Here is a 20,936-nt window from a genome sequence, read left to right as displayed (position 1 = left end):
GTGATAGAGCGCGACGACCTCGGCATAGGTCTTAGTTTTTTTTCAGCGTCGAGGCGCTCGACCTTGGCCGCCTGGGGCGAACCGCCATTGGCGACGACCTTGCGCGCGTCGTTGGCCTGTTCGCGCGCCCGCGTCAGGGACAGGTCCGGGTAGCGGCCGAGGGTCAGCCACTCGACCTTGCGGGTGGTTTTGTTGCGGTACGCGAAGGCGAAGGTCTTTACCCCCTTCGGCGTGATCCTGATGCAGAGGCCGGGACAGGTGGAATCGCCGACCGGGTAAGGGGCCTCGCGCGGCGCGAACGACCGGATGGCCGCGTCGGTGAGCTTCGTTCTCATGGATGTCGTCTCTCGGGTTGCTGTTAGCTCTGCTAACAAAAGTGCGAAATACTGTGCTTCGCAGTGAGACCAAGAGAGACGGCAGAAACGAGGCACGAAACGGAAGTTAGCCTGTACCGTCAGGCACTTACCTGTTTCATCTTGTTTCAAGCAGTCTCGCGTGATCTCATCGCGAGACTGAAAAATATTTAGCTTCGCTCAATTGAGTCCACGACCTAGTCGGGCTGTCGTTGGGTATCCTAAGGGCGCCGACGGCCAGCGCGCTGGCGATAGCAGGCGGGAGCATCAGAAAGATCATCCGCCAGGACTTGTCATCGAGGATCGCGCCGGCGATCGCGGGCGCGACGCCACTGGCGACAACCGCGATGGCGGATCAGATACCGACCGCACGGGCTTTCTTGTCGGCGGGAAAGGCCGCGACGGGGCTGATTGCCGATACAGCACTGAACGGGTTTATCACCTATCATGGATCGGCTGACGAAGTTGTTTTCAGCTGAGAACTTGTCTGGGAATCCCTTCAAGATTGAGGATGAACTTCAATCCCCCCTTACCTCAGCGAAACCGACCGGATCTCCGGCTCACGGCTACGTAAGCCACGCTATCATCGCACATGACACGCGCCCCTTGCTTAGAGGCTCTACCGGGCCACCCCTTGTCAGGCACCGAGGACGATTCGCCTCCGTTGGGGGAGGACATATGAACTTCGTCGGTCCTCCCCGTGTACTCTTCTCAAAAAGTGTCATAGGACTCGCGCCCAGCCGCAATGTTGATGGGCAAAGCCGATCTGAGCATGGACCGCCGTCACCGCTTGGCGCAGGTGGTCCTCAAGCCTGTCGATATCGATCTCGCCGCGTGCCACAAGGCCGATTTCCTCGGCTCTTGGCAACAGCGAACGGAAGAGTTTCCGCGGCCCATGCGTAAGAGACGAGTCGGGGCCGCCGTCCACCGGAGTCTCCGAAAACAGGCGAGGCAACTCCCCCCCGCATTGTAGAAATGCTCCACCATCCGCGCTCCGGCATCAGGGCACGTAACGACTGAGCGAAACGTCGTATTGATGAGATCGGAGGTATCCTCCCATAGCGGGACCAGGGGAAAGGACCACCATGTTCCGAGGAGGAATACCTCGTGGAAGGCAACTGCGCCGCCTCGCTGGACGTGAGTGGCCGCTGCGGATCAGTGCGACAGGGTCGCTCTGGTGGACCAAGACATAGCGACCGATAGCCAGATCGCAGTTTCCGGAGCCGGTCATTTCGAATTCGATATTGGCGTGACCAGCGGCGCGCGCGCTCGCGGGCCGTAGTGATCGCGACAGCGCTGCGGTCGATCCGGACGACGCGCCCGTGACGAAGGCGGCCCGGCCGACCGCCTCCACCTGTCGAGACACTTTCCGCGGTGCCGTTCCCGGCTCGAATGCCCCAAGACGTAATTTTGCATCCAACCAGTCTCCTTGTGTTGCTACGCTACGATCCAAAAGGCGACGATGATCCACGAGGAGCGCAGAACCGCTCGCCGTCCCCGAGTCCTCACGGACGAACGCGGATGATCGTTTTCCCGCTCGTCCGCTTGCTCGGATTGAAAGCGGCGACAGCATCATCGAGGGTCGCGATGTTGCCGATGTTCGTCCGCAGTCGTCCGTCCCGCACCCGCTGGACGATCTCACCCAGTTGGGCGCGATCGGACACGAGAACAAAGTCGATCGTCAGGCCGTCGGCAGGCCGTGCCTCGGTCGGGCCGGCGATGGTCACCAGCGTTCCTCCGGCTCCAATCAGGCCTGCGGACCGCTTCGCGATGTCGCCGCCGAACATATCGAAAACCAGATCTACTGTGCCGACGTCTTCTAGGGCGTCGTTCTCGAGAGCGACGAACTCCTGCGCGCCGAAGTCGAGCGCGGTCTGACGGTGGGCGGCGCGTCCGGTGCCGATCACGTAGGCGCCGGCCTCACGTGCGAGCTGGGTGACCATCGAACCGACCGCGCCGGCCGCGCCGTGCACGAGGATGCTCTGCCCTGCCTGAAGGCGGCCGTGCACGAACAGTCCCTGCCACGCGGTCAGGCCCGGCATAGCCACGCTCGCGCCCACCGCGAACTCGACATCGCCCGGCAGCGGCGCGAGGTTGCGTGCCTCGACGGCCACATACTCGGCCAGCGTGCCGCCGCGATACGAGTCCGTGACTCCGAACACCCGCTGCCCGACCGACAGTCCCCTCGTGCCATAGCCAAGGGCGGTGACCACTCCGGCCAGCTCTTGCCCGGGAATCACCGGCGCCCGGTCACGGCCGAAGCGATCGGTCCAGGTCGAAGGCCACGTCAGCTCATCCCAGGTGAATCCCGACGCATGAACCTGAACAACGACGTCGTTGATCGCTGCCTGCGGCTCGGACTGCTCCCCCAGCTTCATTCCCGCCGTTCCCGCGGCCCGGTCCGTTACGATGATCGCCTTCATATGAATTGTCTCCTCGGTTACTTGTCTCTTTGCTGGATATGTTCCAGCGATGAGAGCCCGTTCGACATCTCATGCCAGCGGCACCCTGTGTTGGCGAACCGGTAGCGTTCGTTGACGATTTCATTTGTCCAGCAACGGATAGAATTGGGTCCAGACGTCGTCTTTCTTAGCGCTAGCCATGTGGCAGAACGCGCATTCGGACTTCGGCCGCAGCTAGGCTGTCGGAGCCTTCGGCTCGTGGTGATCGATGTTATAGTAACCCCAGCCTCCAGTGTCGTCGTAGCGCTTGCTATCCTGACGGAAACGTCCGCGCCGTTTAGCTTTCCGGGGAAGAAGCCTCGCCGGGAGGCCTCGGTGCGGGAGCCATCCGGGTTCTCGGCTGGGAGCGTCAGCTGTAGCTCCTTGAAGAAGATCGTTCCCTCCGGAAACTCACCTGTCTTCTTGTAGATCTCGTATGAACCCGGTTTGATATAAACGTTGTGAAATTCAGGAAAATTGGCCTTCCCGCCGTTGAGCGCGTTCGGAGTGACAGGTGAGCCGACGAACACCCACTCATTGAAATTCTCCGGCAGTATCAAGTCGCCGGATGCGGTATATTCGGGGAGACAGCGCTTCCTCGTCGGTGCGCCGATGTTATTGGATTCGGATTGCGCGAATACAGCTGTCCTGCCAACTGCGCTGGAAACCGCTCCGGCGATCAGTAGGGTAAGGCGCCTACCTTTTTTCTCCCCGACCATACTTTTTCTCCCACGCAATTGAGTAATCTCCGTCCGAGATTGTCCCGCGCGTTACTCGATGAAATCTGCGACAGTGCTAACCATTGATCGCAGCGCGGGACGAAATTTTCCAATAGCCGGCATGTATAGTTTCCATAGCAGCCGAGAATGCTGCTGCGACGGTCCTCTCTGCCATTCATAAATCAAGGCAAGTTGCGCAGACCGCGGCGGCCTCACGCCGCGCGGCGAGGCAATAACTATCGTCTATCGATTCTATGGCGAGAGGCGATTTCCCTCGCCGGGTGGCGACCGCCACGCTGTCAGAAGCACCTACAACGCAATACGAGACCGCGAATGACCACTCCTGCAAACCAGAGTTGGCGAGCTTGTCACCACGAGGCGCAGCCGTTTATAGAGCAGTGCGGCCGCGGCGTTATCGATGCAGAACCCTGCCCGCGAGAGCCCGGGCAGGAAACGGCACCTTGGGGCCGGCGCATGGTGCTCACGGCCTGTGTGATCGCGTCCTCGATGGCATTCATCGATGCGACAGCGCTGCCCGTTGCGTTACCGAGATTGCGCGCTGACCTCGGAGCGGACCTCGCCTCCGTTCAATGGATTCTCAACGGGTATATGCTGGCGCTCGCCTCGCTGACATTGATCGGCGGCGCGCTCGCGGACGTTTATGGCAAGGCGCGCATGCTCGCGTCCGGTTGCGTCCTGTTTGGTCTGGCATCCGCGGCTTGCGCGCTGGCGCCTTCGCCGGCCTGGCTGATCGCTGCCCGCGGCGCGCAGGGAGCGGCCGCGGCGATTGTTACCCCCGCCAGCCTCGCCCTGATCGGCGCCACCTACCGGCGCGCGGAGCGGAACCGGGCGATCGGCATATGGGCCGCGGCATCGGCTCTCACCACCGCCGGAGGTCCTGTCCTGGGCGGCTGGCTGACCGAGACCTTTGGCTGGCCATCCGTGTTCTGGATCAACCCGCCGCTCGCGCTCGTAGCAGTGGGAGTACTGCTGGTCTTCGCGCCCAAAGATGGCCGCATCCAGCGCCCGTTCGACGTGATCGGTGCCGCGATCCTCGCTTCGGCGCTCGGCGCGCTTGCCTGGGCGCTTAGCCAAATCGGACGCAGTGAAGCTTGGGCGGCCGCAGGCGCTTCCGCCCGGACGACCACGGCACTCACGATCGTCGCCGGGCTCGGCATTGTCGGGATCGCCGTCTACGCGATCTGGGAGCGCGGAAGCGCACACCCGATGACGCCGCCCCGTCTGGTAGAGAACCGCGCTTTCCTCGGACTGAACGTCGCGACGTTGATGGTCTATACGGGGATTTCGATCATGTTCTTCCTGCTACCTTTTGAGCTCGTCGATCGGCGCACCCTGTCGTCGACCGATGCCGGGCTGGCATTTCTGCCCTTCACGCTCGGCGTAGGGCTCTTGTCGAATGTCTTCGGTGGCTTGGCGGACAAGATTGGCGCGCGGACCATGCTCATCGCGGGACCAGCAGGTGCCGCACTGGCCTACCTCTGGATGGCGCTTGGTCAGAAAGAATCCTTGATGCTCGGTGTGATCGTACCGATGGCGCTGCTTGGCCTGTCCTTCGCTGTGCTCGTGGCGCCGCTTACCGCGTCCGTCATGTCGAGTGTTGACCAGACGGACGAAGGGCTCGCCTCCGGCGTCAACAATGCGGCGAGCCGGATTGCGCAACTTGTCGGCGCGGCCCTGGCCGCCGGTGTCGCGTCTTTCGAGTCCGGTTACAAGGTCGGTCTCGTCGTAGCCGCTGCGACCTCGATCTGCGGCGCCTTTATAGCTGCAACAACCCCGACGCCGGCCGTGGCGATAGCGGGCGGCTCGGGAGAAGCTTAAGAATGACAGATTACGTTCTGATCCACGGCGCGTTCCACGGCAGTTGGTGCTGGACTCGCGTGCGCCGCCTCCTGGCCTCAAAAGGCCACCGGGTGTTCACGCCGACGCTGACCGGTCTTGGAGAACGGTCGCACCTCTTGAGCCCTGAGGTCAACCTCGGCACCCACATCGCGGATGTCACCAACCTCATGGTTTGGGAAGAACTGCGCGACATCGTCCTGGTCGGACATTCCTATGCTGGATTTGTCGTGCGCCACGTCGCCGACCGGATGTCAGACCGGATTCGCTCGTTGATCTACCTCGATGCCTTTGTGCCAAACAACGGCAAAACTCTTTTCGACTACGTACCCGACAAGGGGAAGAGATTCCGAGAACTCGCCGCGGCGAACGGCGATGGTTGGAAGGTCCCGCCGCCTCCGGCATCGTTCTTGGCAGTGAACGCGGCAGACGCCGATTGGGTTGACCGACAGTGCACGGTGCAGCCATTGTCCACTTTTGAAGCATCGGCGCAGATCAGCGGCGCTTGTGACACGATTCCGAACATCGGATACATCCGGGCGCGGAGCTATGACAGCCCTTATTTCGACGGCTTTTACGAGCTCGCAGGAGAACGCCGCTGGTGGCGAGAGGAGTTTGCGTGCGGGCATGATGTGATGCTCGACATGCCAAACGAGCTGACAGCCCTGTTGCTGCAACGGGGCTAGGGACAGGCCTATTCAGTCCCATTCTAGCGGAGGCAAACATTCGCCACGCGGCGGGCGTTGGTGATCTCGGCCGCTGTGTGTACCCAAAACCTATGCCCCGGACAGCGCACACATTGCCACACAACCTTCGACGAGGTGCTGGCGTCCGGCATTTTGACGCTATCTGAACCGACGAGCGCTGCTGGTAGCGGCTCCCATCAGAGCGAAGGCCGTTCCGGCGACCAGACAAAAGACCGCGCCATGATCTCCGCCCAAGCCGAAGATCAGTGAGACCAAGGCGGAACCAAGTGACCATCCGACGTAGCGAGCCGCGGCATTCATCCCACTCGCGGCCCCGCTACGCCCTATGGGTCCAGCCGTCATCATCGCGGTGTTGTTCGGGGTCTGGAAAAGGCCAAAGCCGATACCGCAAAGGGCGAGGCGCCAAACGACATCCCACTTCGCCGGAGTTGTCGGCAAGAAGACCATCAGAAGTAAACCGGCCGCCAACAACGCCAAACCAATGCTGCAAATCACCGAGGCGGGGTAGCGGATTGTCAAGCGGCCGGCGATTGGAGCCGTGATGGCCGTCATCAACGGCCAGGGCGTCAAGAGAAAGCCTGTTTCCACGGCCGAAAGATGCATCCCCGCCTCAAGCAGAAACGGCAAGGAGACGTAAGCCAGGATTTGTGCAGCATAGGAGCAGACAGATGTCCACGCCGATAGTGCAAACAGAGGTATACGGAAAAGATCGAATGGCAGCATTGGCATAGAGTGCTGGAGCTGTTGTCGAACGAAGAGGCTGAAACAGAAAAGACCTGCGACGATCTCTCCCATCGCAATGCGCCTATCGCCAATACCCAACGTACCGACACCGACGACGAAAAGCCCGAACGCCAACGCATTGAGAGCGGCCCCGATCAAATCGAGGGGACGAGGAACCCGAACGTCTGATGGTGCAGCGGCAATAAACAGCGGTACCGCAAGGCCGAATGGCACATTCACCAGAAACAACCAGGGCCATCTTGCCACGGCAAGTATTGTCGCCGCGATGGTAGGCCCCAATGCTCCAGGTATCGCCACCGCTAATGCGACCAACGCGAGGCCCGTACTGACCATGCGGTACGGATAGATCACGCGTATAAATGCAATGCCGGCCACAGCAACCCCGGCCGCTCCGACACCCTGAATCAAGCGCGCACTCACCAGCATCGGCAATGTTGGAGCGAAAGCGCAACCTAACGACGCGAGAACAAAAATAGCTAGACCCGCGGCATAAACGCGCTTCAGACCGAGTGACTCGACCAGACTTGCGACGGGCAACAAGCAGACTGTTGCCGAAAGCTGATAGGCATTCACGACCCAAACGGTCGCCGCGTCACTACTAGCGAATGAACGCGAGATATTGGGTAAGGCGATATTCACGATCGCGCTTCCGAGGGAACTTAGGCCAAGTCCAAGCAAGATGCAGAGCATTGCCCAGCGGCGCTGAGATGCCGTTAAACATTCGACGCCGCCCATCAGAATGCAATCTCTGACGCGGCCTTTCGGCCGCCGACTTTGCGCATACTCTCAGCTTTCGGCGGCAGTCGGTAAGTAGAGCTTTATGCATGTGCCCTGTTGCGGCATGCTGTGAACTTCAATGTGGCCGCGCGCCTGATCAACAAAATGGTGTATCATTGGAAGTCCGAGCCCAGTTCCAACGCCTTGTGGCTTCATCGTAAAGAATGGTTCGAATATCTTTTCCAGGATGTCGGAGGTAATGCCGCATCCAGAATCAGTGACGCATAGGGAAACATACTCTTGGCCATCGTCGCCTTTGGGCGAGTGAGACTTGCTGGTCTCGATTGTAATGATACCTCCCAGGGGCATCGCGTCTCGACTGTTCATCACAAGGTTTATGATCGCGCATTCGAGCAGGTGAGAATCACATCGGATCCGAGTTTCTGAATCCGATAAAGCCAAGCGCAGCACGATTCCTTCTCCGAGGACGCAGCGCAGCAGGTCACTCATTGAAAGAAGAGCATCGTTAAGTTGAAATAGGTTGTCCGATTGATGAACCGGTTTACGCGCAACCGTCATAAGACGATGCGCGAGCTTGCCGGCGCTAACTAATGACCGTTCTGCAACTTCTATGAGAGAACCGAGGTCAGACGCACGGCCTGCGGCAACATGCACGCGCATCAAGCTAAGGGCGCTGGCCATGGTCTGCAATCTATTATTAAAGTCGTGAGCAACCCCGCTTGCGAGTACGTCTATCATATGCATGTCGTTGTCCCGCCCAACCGTCTCGTGGAAAACTCGCGCAATTCTCATCTCAGCCTTGAAGTCCGCGTCGCCTTGCAGCGCGCCAATGACCTCTCGCAACTCGCTCACTATCGGCGTCCCCTCGACTTGCTTTCCTGTTTTGAAAGCCCCGGCCGTGCCGCGCGCCCCGCCCGCCTCTCATGAGTAGTCACCGCCGCTCTGCTGACTGAGGTTGCCGAGATAGTCGCGCTTCCCGATCTTCGCTCCGAGGTGCCGAAGGATCGCGTGCGCAATCGAGATGTGGAAGAAGAAGTCGGGCAGCACCAGGTGCCGGATGTAGTCGTCGCCGCCGAACCACCCGCGCACGATAGGCGGCGTCAGCTCGTATGTGTGGGAGCGCGCGCCGGCAATCTCGTCCGGCTGCACGTTTTGCAGGAAGCCGCGCGTCTCGAGGAGCCGCCCCTTCAATGCCGAATACATCATGAGGGTGTTGTGGGGTGCTGGCGCGTCACGCTGCATCAGCTTCGCCATGTGGGCGTCGACCTTATTGCAGCTTACGGAAAACTGTTCTCCGAAAGTCAGCATGTCGGACGCGAGCCGCTCGCCAAGGATCCTTCCAGGCTCGAATCCCCTGGTCCGCTCGAGCGCTTGGGCGTGGTCGAGATAGTCGTCCATCACGTTCAGTCCGTGCACCATGATAGGGACCGTGATGTCATAGACCGACAGGGACACGTCGAACTCCATGCGCTCGTTTGTACTCTGAACGTCGGTCGGACCCGAAAGGTCGATCACCGAAACGAATGGCCACAATAGGCTCTTCAATCTTCCGGCTTGCCGCACCAGCTCGCGGGCATGACCTCCGCGAAACCGCGGCAAGAGGAGAGCGTCGAGGCATACTGTCGCCTAGTTACGCAGGGCGGGATATCCATTCACATAAATCCAGTCCGTGGCCTGGGCCGGCACGTGGCACCCCTGGCAATCGGAATGGTAGTCCGTTGAGGTGGTTTTGAACGGCTTGTCAGCGTCGAACCACGACCATCCCCACCCGTCACCCCACAACGGGTTGCCGGGGTGCGTTCCCTTGCTGTCTCTCACCATGACGAACCAGCCCTTGAGCTTGTCGGCGTGGCTTATCGTGCCGGTGGTCATGTCGTTCGTCGAGGTCGCGAAGACTTCCTTCACCAGCACGGCGCCGTCCGGGAAGTGCCCCGTCTTCCGGTAGGCGTCGATCGCCCCCGGGGATCCGTAGACGGCGTGGATTTCTTTCGAGCCCTGGCCGCTGTCGGCGGCAATCGCCCAGCTCCCGAGCGCTTGGTAGAGGGTTCGGTAGTCCGTCGGCACGCGCAGGTGCCCGGCGGCGTCCGCCACGTTCGCGGTCGGGCCGGCGGGAGTCGTTCCGCTGATCTGCGCGAGCGCTGCCACAGTGCCGGCGACCGGCGAGACGGCGACAGCCACGCCGACAGTCCTCGATAATTTCATGGGGGTCTCCTTTGCTGCTCGCGCACGGCACGGTGACTTAGCGCGACGGCTTCAATCACTTTTTCAATCGCTGCGGAGCCGACCGCGTGTGCTCGGCCGGCCTAGCAGACCCAAAGATCGGACGAAGCCGACGAAATTAGAAATTCCCTTTGGACATGCATTCGATAGGCGTGAGGTATCGCCGTCCAAAAGCGCCGTGCGCGCCGGCGTCCCGTCTGTCGGCGATCAGCCGTCGAGGAATGCGGCGTACTCCGGGTGCCGGGCGGCGTAGGAGGACATGAAGGGACACTTCGCGATCACTCTTTCCCCGTCGCGTCGCAACGCTTCGAAAACGCCATGCGCCAGCCTCGATCCGTACCCTAGGCCGGATAGCTTTTGTGGCACCTCCGTGTGGAGCAGAACGACGCGACCGTCTTCGATCTTGTAGTAGGCGACTGCGAGCGCGCCGTCGCCGAGGGACATTCCAAACCGCGTCATTGCCGCATTGTCCCGGATGTCGTTTTCCACCTTCGGCCTCCGTCACTTGAACGTGGAAGCGGCCTGGCGCAGCGAGGCCAGGATTTGCGCCGGCTCCTTCCGTATCGTGAAGTCGGGCTCGACGAACGCGCTGCGGATCCGACCTTCTGCGTCGATCACGTAGGTCGCGGGAATGGGCAACATCCACACCGGTGACCCATGCCGCGCGCCGAAGTCGAACCCTAGCCCGGAATAGTGCGCCTTGATCTCGTCGGGCACCCGGAACAGCACGCCGTACGACATGGCAACGCCATAGTCGACGTCCGAGAGCACCTTCAGGTCCAAGCCCAGGCGCCGCTTGAGCTGCCGCGGGAAGTCTCTCGTCTCGGGTGTCACGACTGCGAGGGTCGCGCCGATGCTCTCGAACTCATCCTTCGCGGCCTGGAGGGCGCAGAGCTCAGCCGTGCAGAACGGACACCAGCCGCCTCGGAAGAAGCTCAGGACGAGGGGTCCGTTGCGGCGCAGCTGTTCGGAGGAGTGGAGACGGCCGTCGGCGTCCGGCAGGAGGAAGTCCGGCGCGTCGTCTCCGACCTTCAACGCGTGGGATGCCACGTCTGTATCGCGGAGCCTGGCTACGAGGTGGTTGTATGCCTCCCAGTCCGCGGCGCTGAACGTGGTCAGCAGCTCTGTGCGAACCCGGGCGAGTGTCTTGTCGGTCTGGTTTAGCATCGGTGGGTGGTCATCAGGCTGAGGATCGATTGGCTGGAAACGGTTGGCCGCCGGCGCGCGTGTCGTGGTCATGTGGGCGCCCTCGCCACCTCCGGGAGCGTTGCGTGCGGCACGCCCCGGTCGGGGACTTCGACCGACCAGTCGCGAAGCCGCGCGACCTTGACGAAAGCGTCCAGCGCCGGGGAGTAGCGACGCCCCTGGACAGCCAGGAGCCGCACCTCCCGCGAAACTGGATCGCCTTCGAGCGGAATGGTCTTAAGCGTCGGAAGGCGCGGCATGTGCTCGGGCGCGAGTATCACGCCGAAGCCAGCAGCGGCCATGTGCTGCAGGTGCAAGTCGTGACCGCTGCAGTGGCCGAGTTGGGGCGGCTTCTCGGGGAAATACGATTGCTGGATTTTCGGGGCGACGTCGCAGCCGGCGCGTTCCAGCAAGACGGTCTCACGGAGGTCGTCGATGCCGATTGAGGGACGATTTGCGAGCCGATGTGTCGGCGCGAGAACCGCGACGTAGCGCTCCTCGAACAGCGACCAGTCGTCGATGCGGGCGGGCACGTCCCGCACGTCCCCGACCATTGCGGCGTTGATCTCCCCTTCAAGCAAGAGGTCAACGAGCTTCTCCGCCACGCCCTCGCGCAGCTCGACGTGAAGTCCAGGGACGAACTTTGCGATCTCCGCAATCGGATCGAGCACGAGCGACGCCGAGATGGAAGGGGCGAGGCCAATCTTCAGTGGCGCGACGTCCTTGCGTTGGAACTCCTGGGCTCGGCGACGCACCGCGTCTGCCGAGGCGAGTGTGCGCTCCAGCATCGGAAGGACTTCCTTGCCAAGATCGGTGAGTTGGGTCAGCTGGCGTTCGCGGTAGATCAACTGGCCGCCGAGTTCCTGCTCGAGCTTCTGCACCCCTTTGGTCAGGGCGGGCTGCGTGACATTGCACTGCTCGGCCGCGCGGGTGAAGTTGAGCGCGGATGCGACGGCGAGGAAGTAGCGAACTTGATGAAGCTCCATCGGTTGTTCTGTTCTCCGTCAAGGTGCGGCTGTCGATACTGACGAGCCTTCACTCGACGACGTGTCGAGCACGTCGCAATCATGGGCGTAGATGTAACTTGCGTGCACACGTTGGAACGGCTCGGCCGATTGATTTGGACGCACGGACACGATTTCAGGAACTTCTGAGAGCCGGGCCAGTGCATGCGAGGTGGGCGAGAACCGGACGGGCCGCCGCGCCGCGTGTACGCACCCCCAAAAGGCATGATCGTGAGGGCTGAGGTCAATCGTTCGACAACAATCGGAGCGAGCCTCAGCGACAATTCGTCAACCGCCAATACGTCTGTTTCTCATGAAGCCTGGCGAAATGCGGGACTGGGTGGCAGGAACGCGGAGTCAAACTCCCGGCAGGCTGCGCCCCTCCCGACGGAGCGGTGTCAGGCGTGGAGGGTCGCGCCGCCCTTGGCATCTGCGTAGTATTGAGGCGCCTCGCGACGGTCGTATTTCCCGTAGTCGCGCACGATCCGCACTCTCCGGACCCTCGCCCTGTCATTCGGCGCCGAAGCGTCCTCGTAGGCCTGCGCTGCAGCCGCGTCCTTCCAGCATATGAGCAGAATCAGGTCGCCGGGCGTGAGCACGGCGTCGAAGATGTCCCAGGACGTGCAGTTGGCGGCCCAAGGATTCAGTCCGAGCCACTCGGCGCAGTCGTACGGGTTGTTGGTCTGCTTCCACTCCGCGGGGCGCGTCGCGTTGATCAGCGTGACCGTCGTTCCCTCCCCGACCTCGGTCTCGTCGAGCCGCTGCTCCGTGAGCGCGTACCCCGCGGGCACGTTATTATCGGCAGTGATCTGGCCAACGCGGAGGTGGTAGTCTGCGAGGATTTCGTCGCGGCCCTTCTGTTGAACCTCGTGATGGCGCATGCGGATGCGCCAGCGGACGAGCGACTTCTCGTCGCGCCAGTTCGAAAGCGAAAGGATCCAACCCTCGCGGATCAGGCTCTTGTAGCGGATGTTGTCGACGAAGCCCTCGACCTGCTCCAGCTCGGGGCGCAGCATCTTGGCGTTGTCGAGGTAGTCATCCCAGTTCTCTTTGTTGGGGAGGACTTCGAAAATCACTGAAAACATGGTCGTATCCCGCTTCTAGAGTGTTGCGACGAAGTCGATCTGGATCTCGATTTCGGGGTGCCCCCGCCATGCGCGCCGCCTTCACAGCAGAAGACCTTCGAGCCGTCGATCGATCGTCTTTGACAGCATCTGCGTGGCTCCCGTTTCGTTCACAGTTGCGTATCCTTGCATTCAGCACGACCGTGATCGCCGCAGGCCGCACGGATAATCTGGCGTTTGCGAAAATTATCCTCCCGCGGAGCGAGAGGGATCGTCTCTCAAGCGCCGTAGCGTTCGGTCTTGATCGCCGCGGCTTCCAGTCCCAAGGCGAGCGCGGCGTCCGCCGCGATGTCGACGAAGGCGTTCGCCCCGCACACGAAGGCGCAGCCGGCGGACACAGGCAGCCGCCCCGCGACGTCAGCGACCATCTTGCCGTCGATCCGCCTGCTGAAGTCGGTGCGGCGCATCGCCGGCTCTCGTGTCAGAGCCAAGGCGAGCACGAAATCGGGAAGCGACCTCTCGAGCTCGAGGAGCTCGTCCCTGAACAGCACGTCACCCCAGGTCCTGGAGGAGAGCAACAGCGCGACAGGCACTGGCTCTCGGCTGGCCTTCCGATACCGGATCATCGCCATGAGCGGCACGACGCCGGAGCCGGCGCCGATCAAGAGCACTGGTTTGCCGGAAGGCCCCGGCCACAGAAAGTGTCCGCCAATCGGCCCGCGAAGCTCGATCGTGTCGCCTACTTGGGCGACGTCGTGGAAGAACGGGGAAACCTCACCGTCTGGGAGGCGCTCGATCGCCAGCTCGATCAACTTGGAATCGCTCGGCACCGAGGCGATCGAGTAGCTGCGCATGGCAGTGTAGCCGTTGGGCGCAGTCAACCGCACGTCAACGTGCTGTCCGGCCGTATAGTCGAACGGTTCGGAGAGGCAGAGAAAGAAGCTCTTGATAGCCGGCGTTCTCGTCGCGATCTCGATAATCGCACAGCTCTGCCATCCCGCGTTTGCGGCAATCGCTTCAGTCATTCGCGTATCGCTGCTCACGCCACGGATCGCCGTACATGTGGTACCCGCGCAGCTCCCAGAAGCCGGCCTCGTCGCGCTCCGTGAACTGAAGCCCGTTCACCCACTTCGCCGACTTCCAGAAGTAGAGATGCGGAACGAGCAGGCGCGCCGGCCCCCCATGGTCGCGCGGCAGCGGCTGGCCTTCGTACTTGAGCGAGACCATCGCCTTCCCCATTGCGAGGTCGGCGAGCGGCACGTTGGTCGAGTATCCGTCGTAGCAATGTGCGAGTGCAAACGGAGTGGGTGCGCTAAGGCCAGCGTCGGCGAGGATGTCGTCGATGGCCACGCCCTCCCAGGCGGTGTTGAGCTTCGACCACGAGGTCACGCAGTGGATATCTCGCGTCATCTTGGTTCGTGGAAGCGCGTTGAACTCCGACCAGTTCCACGCTTTGACCGGACGAGGTCCGACCTTGAGTGTGAAAGTCCAGTCCGCGGGCTCGATTCGCGGCGTGGGACCGGCCGTAAGCACCGGGAAATTCTCGACGAGGTGCTGTCCTGGGGGAATCCGGTCCGATTGTTCTGATCCGGATTGGCGGCCTGTGAAACCGCGAGTGACCATAGCGGATTTCCTCCGTCAGCGGGTGAAAGGAGCAGCGGGTGAAAGGAGCTTAGTCCCGCACAACACGCTAAGCTGCTGTGCGCCGGATGAGCAAGGTACCAGCGAAGCATGGAATTCCGCGCGGCGAATGGGAAATGACGTCAAGCCATGAAGTCGATAGCCGCGCGTTATGATCCCCGTAAGCACGTGAACACCGCTTCGCGGTCGCCGATGGGAAGCGCCGCACTCCCACCACAGTGTGCCAAACGTCTTTCTGCCATGCCGACAACGCTTGGCCATCGACTTCATGGCGAAAGGTGATTTTTCATCGTAGATCAAATCTTCGCGCCATTGTCGCTCGCCTAGGCCGGCCCGTGGAACCAATCAGTTGGCGCGGTCGCGCGCGGCCGGCACCCGGGCCGGAGCGGGCGCACGGTCGCGAACGCCGCGCGCCGTGGTCCCCGCCCCTAGGGGAACGTCAGGCCGAAAGCTGTCGGATCGGGCTGCTCGCCTTTCCGCGGGACCAAGAAGCGCTCCAGCCCACCCGGCACGAAGCTGAGCAGCAGAGTCGCCTGGTCGCCGACCACCTCGATTGTATGCGGCACACCGCGGGGAAGAGCCGCGTAGGCGCCGGGCCCCACCTCGACGCGGGCATCGCCGACCCGCGCGATTAGCTGCCCCTGCACCACGCAGAGCAGCTCGTCCTCGCGCGAGTGGGTATGCAGCGGCGGCTCCTCCCCGGCCCGCACCGTCCACAGGACAGCGCCATATTCGCCTCCGGTCTGGCTGCTCTCCACTTTCATCTCGACGCTCGAGCCCCCATTCGAGGTCACCGTTTCGCCGCCGTGGGGCGGCGTGAGAACCGGTTGCTTCACTGACATTTGCAGCCTCCTGATTGTGGACCCTTGTTCAGATGTCGGAGAGGCGGCGAAAGGTTGCCGCTCACGCTCGTCAGCATGAGATTACGCGCGGCGAATGGGAAATGACGTCACGCCATGAAGTCGATAGCCGCGCGTTATGATGGCGGTAGGCATGTGAACATCTCGTCGCGGTCGCCCTAGAGTTCCGCTCGGGCGAGTGCTCGCAGACAGAAGCGCCGCACTCACTCCGCAGCGGTGCCAAGCGTCTCTCAGCCGTTGCCGATAACGGCCGGCTATCGACTCCATAGCGAGAGGTGATTTTCCTTTGGACCGTCATAGACTCAATCTTCTACCTAACGTCGATTCCTTTCGGCGATCGTTGGGACTGTCCTGCTCCGGGGAGTTTCGTGCCGGGAGCTTAAGAGGCGCAGCAGAACGCCGGCATACGAGTATCATAGCCCGCCGTGTTAAAGCGGGATCGTGAACGGGAGGTCTTTCGATGATTCTGCCTACCGGTACGACAGTAGCCGTTGCTGACGGCGAGACGATCCGCCTGTTCCACAATACAGGCGTGAAACCTGGGGTGCACTTGGTCGAGATCACCGCAGCTCCGCCTGCCTCCGCCCACTCAGGCTCGCGTGCGCGGCATCGCTCCGTTTTTGCTAACCCCGACGGGAGGCGGCTCGTTGAGGACGACTTCGCGGCAGCGACGGCCGCGTTCCTGAACAAGCTTAGCCTGGACGGGACCATAGAACACCTGGTCGTTGTCTCCGACCCCAGGACCCTGGGCGAGATGCGCAAGCACTTCAACCACGACCTGAGAGGCAAGATCTTGGGCGAACTCGCAAAGGACTTCAGCCATCGTCCGCTCGAGGACATCGCCTCACTGATCGCCGAGGCCTGACGCGCCACCGCCGAGCGGTGAGCGAACTTCGCTCTTCGTGACGTAAGCGGTTACCAAAACTCCTGCCGATGCGGATGGTGCCGGTTAGGCGCGTTCGTCCGCCGGCATTGAAACTATCAGCCTGCAATTGCAGGCTGCCTGCACTCTTGGGCTACACTAAGGGGCTGCACAGAGAGCCTTCGTTGTCACAACAGAGATGACTGTGCCGGCGGCACGGAAAGCCTGGGCTGCAAATCAACGACTTCAGCAGCGGCTTATCAAGCGGCGATTAACGAAAGCGGCGTTGCCTTGGGTAGGGCAACATTGGTGACTGTTTTTCGGCGGGCCAGACGACGCGGTGGACTGGAGCTTGCCTACTATCTCATCCAGCGGCCTGAGGCCGACGGCGTCCCGGAAGCGCGGCATTCAATTAATTGCTTTGCACTGAAGCGAAAGCGGATGGAGCGAATGTCGGCTAGTGGCCCAGGCCGTGTGAAAACGATCTGTTTGCCGTGATTGGCGCGATAAGAATTCCCTGCGTTTGCAGGGAGCATCTACTGAAGCGCTTTGTTGAAGGGGTGAACCGCGGACAGAGCACGTTGGTCCCCGCGCTGCTCGACGACTACGTGGCCGAGGACAATCCGGTACGTGCGGTTGATGTGTTCGTCGACGGGCTCGATCTGGCTAAGCTCGGCTTCGTTGGCGTCCAGCCGCTCGACACGGGGCGACCCGGCTACCATCCCGGCATGATGCTCAAGCTCTACATCTACGGCTACCTCAATCGCGTGCCGTCGAGCCGACGCCTGGAGCGGGAATGCCAGCGCAATATCGAGATGATCTGGCTGACCGGGCAGCTCGCGCCGGACTTCAAGACCATCGCAGATTTCCGCAAGGACAATGGCAAGGCCATTCGTGAGGTCTGCCGCGAGTTCGTCGCGCTGTGCCGCAAGCTTGACCTGCTTGTTGCAGCGAGCGTCGCCATCGATGGATCGAAGTTCAAGGCCGTCACTGCGCGGGACAAGAACTTCACCGAGGCGAAGATGAAGCGGCGCTTGGAGCGGATCGACGAGAGCATCGCCCGCTATCTCTCGCAGCTCGAGACCGCCGATCGGCACGGCGATGCAGTGCCAGAGGCGAAAGTTGCGAGGCTGGAGGGCGAGATCGAGAAGCTCAAGGAGGAGACCGTCCGGCTCAATGCGGTCAATGCGGAGATGATGAAGAGCGAGGACAAGCAGATCTCGCTGACCGATCCTGACGCGCGCTCGATGGCGACAAGCGGCAAGGACACCGGGATCGTTGGCTACAACGTGCAGATTGCAGTCGATACGCAGCATCATCTCATCGTGGCTCACGGGGTGACCAACGTGGGCACCGATCGCCACCAACTCGCCAACATGGCCGGCAGGCGCGCGACGAGATGGCTGTCGAGACGCTCGAAGTCGTGGCAGACCGCGGCTATTGCGATGGAGAGGAGATCAGGGCCTGCGGGGAAGCCGACATCACGGTGACGTTGCCGAAGCCGATGACTTCGGGCGCCAAAGCTGCTGGCCGCTTCGGCAAACAGGATTTTGTCTATGTCGCTGCCGACGATGTTTATCGCTGTCCCGCCGGCGAGCGGCTAACTTATCACTATACGAACGTAGAGGACGGAAAGACCCTGCGTCGCTATTGGACAAGCACCTGCAAAACCTGCGCGCTAAAAGCTCAGTGCACGACAGCCCCCCGAGCGCCGCATCTCACGCTGGGAGCACGAGGCCATTCTGGGGAAAGTTCAGGAGAGGCTCGACCACACCCCCCATGCAATGGGGGTCCGCCGTCAGACAGCGGAGCATCCGTTCGGCACGATGAAGTGTTGGATGGGAGCAACGCACTTTCTCACGAAAAAGCTGCCGAAGGTGGCCACTGAGATGGCGCTCACCGTGCTCGCCTACAACATGAAGCGCGTGAGGACGATCATGGGCGTAGGTGGATTGCTGGAAGCGATGCGGGCGTGAGGCCGGCCTCTGCGCGACCAAATCAGCGCCTACATGAAGCTCCTGGTTGCCACCGAGATGAGAGGTCGATTCCACCGAATTAGAAGTTCGGCGGCGGATCTGCCGCGGATGCCCACGGCGCGCAAATCGACGCGTGACGAGCGCGCCATAGATCCGGTCCCGGTCGCGGACTATGTAACGCGAAGCTTCGTTCCACAGGAATGCTTCCGTGATCTGGCGTGCAACCCATTCCGCGGTTGGTGCGGGGTGACGTTGATCCAGAGAAGCTCTCTGCAACCCAGCCGCATGATGATGCAGGCGTACAGCGGGTCGAAGAAGGGTCGGGACACGAACAGGTCATGGCGGCAACATCTCGCGCATGGTGACTCAAGAAGGTGCGCCATCCTTAGCTTGGCGGCCCGTGCCGCTTGACCAGGTATTTGGCGACACTCGATTGCGCGACCTCAAACCCGAGTTTGTGCAATTCGCCGTGGACGCGTGGCGCGCCCCGATAGCGGGTTCTCGATGCTCATTAGCCGGACCAGCGCACGCAGCTCCGCGTAGAGCTGCGGCCGCCCTCCCCGTCGATGCGATTTCCAAGGCCAATAGCAGCGAAAGCGGGCTTTGTGCCAACCCACGAGCGTCTCGGCCGGATGATCGTGACGACCTGCAAGATCGACGGAACCCAGCGGTACAGCTGCATCAAGAACCAGCGATCATTGTTCGTAAGCCTGACGCGACCATGGATACTCCGTCTCAAGACATTCAACTGATGTCGAAGCACCGCGTTCTCAGCCTCAAGCCGCAACTTCGACTCGAATGGCGAGGCCAGGACAGCCAGCACGAACCGCAGAACCTCGATCATTCCGCTAGCTTAGGAGATTCCATCACGTCATCAACTCGGATGAGATTTTCGGTACACACACCGGGAAAATCACGAAATTCGGTGCTTTTGTTCCTTCACTAAGCGCTGGTTTTTCAACTCCAAAATTGCGACTTGCCCGCGTTGCGAGGTCGCGCCGGGAAACTGTCCAATTTCGGACGCTTTACGATCATTCGCTCCAAGTCCCCGGTACCATCCAGACGCAACTGGACGGTCCGTTCAAGTCGCCACCAGCGTCCTTTCCGTACTTCACCAACAAGCCGTGCCGTCTTGTGCAGACTTCGATAGCGTAGACCATGATGTTGATCCTTTCCAAGCTGGTACATTGTCCTCGAGGGATCTAAGTCCGAGGTGGTGGACACTTTTTCTGGATTGCACGGAAGCAACTCCAATCACGAAGTTCTGAGATGCCCGCATCCTGCTTACCGACAGTCGCGTCCTCGCTGAGCAGGTGACGGCCGGGATCAAGTTGCTGGCGTTCCGCGGGCAAGACATTGAGGTCGCGAGGCTTGTGCTATATAGCCGGTCATCCTGCCACGGCATCGTTGGCAGCGACGGCGGCCGCCGCCTGTACCTCCGCCGCTCGCCCGTCATGGGCTTCGGCAGCTTCAGAGTGGCCAAGTTGGCGATTCTTTCCCGGCTCGCCTCCGGCCGCTTCTCGAACGTGCGATGCGGCTTCACCTCGCGCGCCAGTTCTTTGGCTTCGGCCTCGCCAATGCCGCGCCAGCGGTTCGATAACCGAAACACGTTGCCGCCGCGCGGACCCGTCTCGATCTCGATCAGGCCAAGATTGACCAGCATCGGCAACGCTGACGACACCACCTTCTGCGTGATGCGGTGATCCAGCATGAAGGAGAGGTAGGACACGCTCGCCCTGTCGCCGCCGCCGATCGCCTGCTGTCTGATCGATCTGTCATCGTCACCTCTCTCGATCCTTGGCTACAGGCCAATCCATACCGCCAGCGCGACCATGACGACGACCGCCGCGACGAAGATCGCAGTCTCGATACGCGACATTCGCCACATCGCGCACCGTCGTTGTGTACCAAATGGTACATAATTGAGTATATGGAAATTGCAAATACCTTCACATCGGGTCGCGCGGTCACCGGATTCCTCACGCTCACCAAGGGACCCAAGAAGCTCTAGGGACGCGGTCGCCCCCCAACTCCTGCCGTACTGCTCTTGATCGTAGGCTTGAAGGATGCGGACAAAATCAGCCATGCTGGATCGATCCCGATTGCCGGCCATAGCTGCAACCTAAGTATTGGACGCGCGCTGGCTGCCTTGCCAAAACCGCATCAAGAGATCGGCAACGTTTTTCATGGCGTACTCTCCGCAGCCAACTGCAGTAGACTCTAATTACTGGAGCGGCAAACGCGCGGCTCGATCAAGAGAAAGGCCGGCGGGCGCTACGCCGCCGACCTTATCCTGCAACTGCCTGCTCGTGGCCGGTTCCGTTGCCTTTCACTCCGCATTCATTAGGTAGCACCGAGCACTTGGTTGACGCCATTGCGCGCGGGTATGAAGTGACCGTACTGAGGTACCCTCCGGCTAGTGAAAGGGTATAAGTCGACTAGCATTACAGTTGTCTTTTTGTTTTGAAGTGCGCGCGCTGGGCGGCGGCCTGGTGAGCTCTACGCCAAAGTGACCATGCGATGATGTGTGCGGGTTGGATTCGCTTTCGAGCGAGTCTGATGGCG

Annotated in this window: 18 protein-coding genes and 2 pseudogenes; 5 read left to right on the top strand and 15 right to left on the bottom strand. The window is 61.3% G+C overall.

Annotated features, from left to right (window positions below):
* Positions 1-68: 68 nt before the first annotated feature.
* From ACZIRK_RS27205 to ACZIRK_RS27195, 3 genes and pseudogenes are all read right to left on the bottom strand, one after another.
* Positions 69-335, bottom strand: a pseudogene (locus ACZIRK_RS27205) (Arm DNA-binding domain-containing protein); the annotation flags it as partial.
* 1,523 nt (positions 336-1,858) lie between these two features.
* Entirely contained in the window at positions 1,859-2,776 is a 918-nt protein-coding gene (locus ACZIRK_RS27200; RefSeq protein WP_130227771.1) for an NADP-dependent oxidoreductase, read from the bottom strand.
* A 17-nt stretch (positions 2,777-2,793) separates the two neighbouring features.
* Positions 2,794-3,513: a cytochrome P460 family protein gene (locus ACZIRK_RS27195; protein ID WP_245474867.1), complete on the bottom strand. Its 720-nt coding sequence runs from the start codon at positions 3,511-3,513 to the stop codon at positions 2,794-2,796.
* A 333-nt stretch (positions 3,514-3,846) separates the two neighbouring features.
* Between ACZIRK_RS27195 and ACZIRK_RS27190 the strand changes: the two genes are divergently transcribed.
* Positions 3,847-5,352 carry an MFS transporter gene (locus ACZIRK_RS27190; RefSeq protein WP_245474868.1) on the top strand — a complete coding sequence of 502 codons (1,506 nt, stop codon included), beginning with the start codon at positions 3,847-3,849 and terminating at the stop codon, positions 5,350-5,352.
* Positions 5,353-5,354: 2 nt separating this feature from the next.
* Entirely contained in the window at positions 5,355-6,056 is a 702-nt protein-coding gene (locus ACZIRK_RS27185; protein ID WP_130227772.1) for an alpha/beta fold hydrolase, read from the top strand.
* Between the two features lie 159 nt (positions 6,057-6,215).
* On the opposite strand, the gene ACZIRK_RS27180 is transcribed toward ACZIRK_RS27185, so the two are convergent.
* The 11 genes from ACZIRK_RS27180 to ACZIRK_RS27130 all read right to left on the bottom strand — a co-directional run bounded on the left by ACZIRK_RS27180 (position 6,216) and on the right by ACZIRK_RS27130 (position 15,515).
* Complete coding sequence (locus ACZIRK_RS27180) at positions 6,216-7,556, bottom strand: MFS transporter (RefSeq protein ID WP_130227773.1); 1,341 nt, start codon at positions 7,554-7,556, stop codon at positions 6,216-6,218.
* 51 nt (positions 7,557-7,607) lie between these two features.
* Positions 7,608-8,411, bottom strand: coding sequence for a sensor histidine kinase (locus ACZIRK_RS27175; protein ID WP_130227774.1), 804 nt, complete (start codon positions 8,409-8,411; stop codon positions 7,608-7,610).
* A 69-nt stretch (positions 8,412-8,480) separates the two neighbouring features.
* Entirely contained in the window at positions 8,481-9,092 is a 612-nt protein-coding gene (locus ACZIRK_RS27170) for a DUF1993 domain-containing protein (protein WP_130227775.1), read from the bottom strand.
* A 93-nt stretch (positions 9,093-9,185) separates the two neighbouring features.
* Positions 9,186-9,761: a cytochrome P460 family protein gene (locus ACZIRK_RS27165; protein ID WP_130227776.1), complete on the bottom strand. Its 576-nt coding sequence runs from the start codon at positions 9,759-9,761 to the stop codon at positions 9,186-9,188.
* Between the two features lie 225 nt (positions 9,762-9,986).
* A complete protein-coding gene (locus tag ACZIRK_RS27160) occupies positions 9,987-10,268 on the bottom strand; it encodes a GNAT family N-acetyltransferase (protein ID WP_245474870.1) in 282 nt (93 codons plus the stop codon).
* A gap of 12 nt (positions 10,269-10,280) precedes the next feature.
* A complete protein-coding gene (locus ACZIRK_RS27155) occupies positions 10,281-11,018 on the bottom strand; it encodes a peroxiredoxin-like family protein (protein ID WP_130227777.1) in 738 nt (245 codons plus the stop codon).
* Positions 11,015-11,950 carry a LysR family transcriptional regulator gene (locus ACZIRK_RS27150; RefSeq protein ID WP_463328403.1) on the bottom strand — a complete coding sequence of 312 codons (936 nt, stop codon included), beginning with the start codon at positions 11,948-11,950 and terminating at the stop codon, positions 11,015-11,017. The genes ACZIRK_RS27155 and ACZIRK_RS27150 overlap by 4 nt, the downstream gene beginning before the upstream one ends.
* A gap of 416 nt (positions 11,951-12,366) precedes the next feature.
* Positions 12,367-13,053, bottom strand: a complete 687-nt coding sequence (locus tag ACZIRK_RS27145) for an antibiotic biosynthesis monooxygenase family protein (protein ID WP_463328402.1) — start codon at positions 13,051-13,053, stop codon at positions 12,367-12,369.
* A gap of 257 nt (positions 13,054-13,310) precedes the next feature.
* The gene (locus ACZIRK_RS27140) at positions 13,311-14,057 is read right to left on the bottom strand and encodes a ferredoxin reductase (RefSeq protein WP_130230757.1); all 747 of its coding nucleotides are present in this window, start codon (positions 14,055-14,057) and stop codon (positions 13,311-13,313) included.
* Complete coding sequence (locus tag ACZIRK_RS27135) at positions 14,050-14,655, bottom strand: sulfite oxidase-like oxidoreductase (RefSeq protein ID WP_130230755.1); 606 nt, start codon at positions 14,653-14,655, stop codon at positions 14,050-14,052. Before ACZIRK_RS27135 ends, ACZIRK_RS27140 begins: the two co-directional genes overlap by 8 nt.
* 446 nt (positions 14,656-15,101) lie before the next feature.
* Complete coding sequence (locus ACZIRK_RS27130) at positions 15,102-15,515, bottom strand: cupin domain-containing protein (protein ID WP_130230753.1); 414 nt, start codon at positions 15,513-15,515, stop codon at positions 15,102-15,104.
* 478 nt (positions 15,516-15,993) lie between these two features.
* Here ACZIRK_RS27130 and ACZIRK_RS27125 point away from each other — a divergent pair, with 478 nt between their 5' ends.
* The 3 genes and pseudogenes from ACZIRK_RS27125 to ACZIRK_RS27115 all read left to right on the top strand — a co-directional run bounded on the left by ACZIRK_RS27125 (position 15,994) and on the right by ACZIRK_RS27115 (position 20,074).
* Positions 15,994-16,398 carry a baeRF12 domain-containing protein gene (locus ACZIRK_RS27125; RefSeq protein WP_130230751.1) on the top strand — a complete coding sequence of 135 codons (405 nt, stop codon included), beginning with the start codon at positions 15,994-15,996 and terminating at the stop codon, positions 16,396-16,398.
* 536 nt (positions 16,399-16,934) lie between these two features.
* A pseudogene (locus ACZIRK_RS27120) lies at positions 16,935-18,371 on the top strand (IS1182 family transposase).
* A 1,484-nt stretch (positions 18,372-19,855) separates the two neighbouring features.
* A complete protein-coding gene (locus ACZIRK_RS27115) occupies positions 19,856-20,074 on the top strand; it encodes a hypothetical protein (protein ID WP_130230749.1) in 219 nt (72 codons plus the stop codon).
* Positions 20,075-20,172: 98 nt separating this feature from the next.
* Here ACZIRK_RS27115 and ACZIRK_RS27110 read toward each other — a convergent pair whose 3' ends face one another.
* On the bottom strand, positions 20,173-20,457 hold the full coding sequence (locus tag ACZIRK_RS27110; protein WP_165435611.1) for a hypothetical protein: 285 nt from the start codon (positions 20,455-20,457) through the stop codon (positions 20,173-20,175).
* Positions 20,458-20,936 lie beyond the last annotated feature (479 nt).

It is taken from the genome of Bradyrhizobium sp. Leo114, assembly GCF_055229415.2.
This window is presented reverse-complemented; position numbering and strand designations above follow the sequence as displayed.